Raw genomic sequence first — 2,761 nt, forward strand, 5'->3', positions numbered from 1 at the left:
GTATCAGCCTTGGGATATCAACCCTGCCGATATGGCAGTGCCGTCCTGGCCTCTTCGGCGTACGCCAGAACCCCCTCCTGCTCGCGCACGAGAAAATCCGCCACCGCCGCTTTCAACCCCGGATGACGCAAGTAATGCCATGAGCGGGTAATCACTGGCTCGAACCCGCGAATCAACTTGTGCTCACCCTGGGCGCCGGCATCGAAGCGCTGCAAGCCATGGGCAATCGCGTAGTCCATGCCTTGATAGAAACAGGTCTCGAAGTGCAGCCGGTCGAACTCCGCCAGGCAGCCCCAGTACCGTCCATAGAAACTGTCGCCGCCCACCAGGCTGAACGCCATCGCCACCGGCCGTGAACCTTGCTTGGCCAGCACCACACGAATGGCCTCGGGCATGCGTTCGGCCAGCAGGCTGAAGAATGTCCGGGTCAAGTAGGGCGCCTGCCGTCGTATCGCGTAGGTGTTGGCGTAACAGGCGTAGACAAAATCCCACTGTGCCTCGTCCAACTGATGACCTTCGAGCCAGTCGAACGCGATGCCCTGCCCCGCCACTTGTTCGCGCTCCTTGCGCATCTGCTTGCGCTTGCGGGAACTGAGGGCATCGAGAAAATCCTGGAAGTCGCGATAACCGCGATTTTGCCAGTGATACTGGCAGCCGATCCGCTGCAGCCAGCCTTCTTGCCCGGCAAGTGCCGCGTCGGTGAAGGCATCGGTGAAGTTGATGTGGGCACTGGAAAGCCCTTCGATTTCCAGGTATCCGGGCACGCTGTCCAGCAACTCCAGACCGTCCTCCACCCGCGCCGCCAACAGTCGCGGACCACTGACCGGGCTGAACGGTACCGCCGTCAACAGCTTGGGGTAGTAATCGATGCCGGCGCGGGCGCAAGCGTCGGCCCAGCCGTGGTCGAACACGTATTCACCGTAGGAATGCCACTTGCGGTAACTGGGCAAGGCCGCCAACAGCTGACCGTTTTCAATGTGCAACAAATGCTCGGCTTGCCAACCGGATTGCGGACCCAGGCTGGCGCTGTCTTCCAGGGTGCCGAGGAAGGCATGGCGCAGGAAAGGCTGGTTGGCGGGCACCAACGCGTCCCACTCGTGCGGCGCGATGGCGGACAGGCTGTCCAAGACGTGAAGCGGCATGCGATTCCTCGAGAGCCAGACGACGGATGGAGCGAGTATCGCCGATCCTGACCGAGCGCACATAAAAAAACCCCGCCAGGGGCGGGGTTGAAAAGGAGCATTAACGGATGAAGAAAAAGCGCTGTATCAAGTCAGCGCGATTCAGAACACGTACTGGGCACGGACAACAAAACCGTCGCCATCGTCATCGCCATTGGCGTTGGTGACTTTGTCGGTCTTGGCCTTGACGTAGGCACCGGTGATTTTCACCGCTTCGTTGGCGTACCAGTTCACGCCCAGGTTGTGCACCTTGGCTTCGGCATCGCCCACTTCACGGGTCGCCGAGGCAGTGGTGATGTTGTCGTCTTCGACGGTCATGCTGTCGAAGCGGTAGAACACTTCCCAGGCGCCGATGGATTTGTTCTGAGGCTTGATCGCGTCAAACTTGCCGACCTTATAGCCACGGGACTCACCGGTGATGGTGTAGGCACCCTGGACGTAGAAGCCGTGGCCTTTGAGGTCTTCGAAGGCGTCGCTGTCAGCCTTGGTCTTGCGGGAGATGTATTCACCCTGGATCGACGCTGGCCCCATGGCGAAAGCGGCTTCCAGGCCGAAGGCGGTGTCAGTGTCGTACGAGCCGGCCGGCGAGTTATTGGCGCCGCCCAGGACCGGACGGTTGCCGTTGGGACCGGCATCGTTGCCACCCAGGGTTTCAACGCCACGCATGCCCAGGCGGGAGCGATAACGTGCATCGAACGCGGTGTCCGAAACGTCACGGGAGGCTACGTTCAGACCGAAGTGCAGCACGTTGCCAGCTTCGTGCATCGGAGCGAAGACGAAGCGACCGTTGACTTGCTTGACGCTGTCGCCGTCGGTGTCGTCGGTGTCCTTGCTGAACACGCCGGCCGAGGCATAGAACGAATCGGCGAAGGTGCTGGAGGCCTGGATGCCCAGGCCGTTCTGGTGGCTGTTGGCCCAGTCGATCAGGTCGTAGGCAGCGTTACGCTCGGGCGCGGTCACCCACTTGGAGCTGGTGGCTTTTTCCAGGCCGAAGTCGGGGTCGAAGCGACCGACCTTGATCGACACGGGCTTGAAGCCGTTGTAGGCCAGGGACGCTTCGTCGAAGTAGCCGTTATCGGAGTCGCCACTGTTGTGGGACATGTCGTAGTTGATGGTGTAGGCCCAATCCGTGTACAGCACGCCGGACAGTTCCAGGAACGCGCGGCGGATGTAAGCGGCATCGGCCGATTTGCCGTTGTCGGTGTAGATGCCATCGAACTGGCTGTAGTCAGCCTGCAAACGACCGCCGAGCTTGAAGCTGAACTCTTTGTCAGTGGTAGCGACCTCGAGGCCGCCCTTGGTTTTGACCACGATATCGGCGCCATCGGTGGTGACGGTGCCGGCGAAAGCCTGGGCGGTTACTGCCATTGCCAGTGCGCTGGCGGCAACACCTGCGAAGTGCTTACGGATCATCGAAGAATTCCCCTGTTGGTAGTCTATGCGTTAGAAAACACGCGGAACTGGGCCCGCTGGTGTTGGGAGGGGATGTTGGCGACCGGTTGTGTCAGGCGAGTTGCTATCACATAAAGATTTTATGACAGCGGAACTTTTTACTTCGAATGGGAATAACCAGCACAACG

General features: G+C 60.3%; 2 protein-coding genes. Both read right to left on the bottom strand.

The window, feature by feature from the left end:
- Positions 1–17: 17 nt before the first annotated feature.
- The gene (locus tag J4E53_RS30320; protein ID WP_060738717.1) at positions 18–1,142 is read right to left on the bottom strand and encodes a GNAT family N-acetyltransferase; all 1,125 of its coding nucleotides are present in this window, start codon (positions 1,140–1,142) and stop codon (positions 18–20) included.
- 141 nt (positions 1,143–1,283) lie between these two features.
- Positions 1,284–2,594, bottom strand: a complete 1,311-nt coding sequence (locus tag J4E53_RS30325; protein ID WP_060738718.1) for an OprO/OprP family phosphate-selective porin — start codon at positions 2,592–2,594, stop codon at positions 1,284–1,286.
- Between the last annotated feature and the right edge of the window lie 167 nt (positions 2,595–2,761).

Source organism: Pseudomonas sp. FW305-28, assembly GCF_017351395.1.
Classification (GTDB): Bacteria; Pseudomonadota; Gammaproteobacteria; order Pseudomonadales; family Pseudomonadaceae; genus Aquipseudomonas; species Aquipseudomonas fluorescens_AA.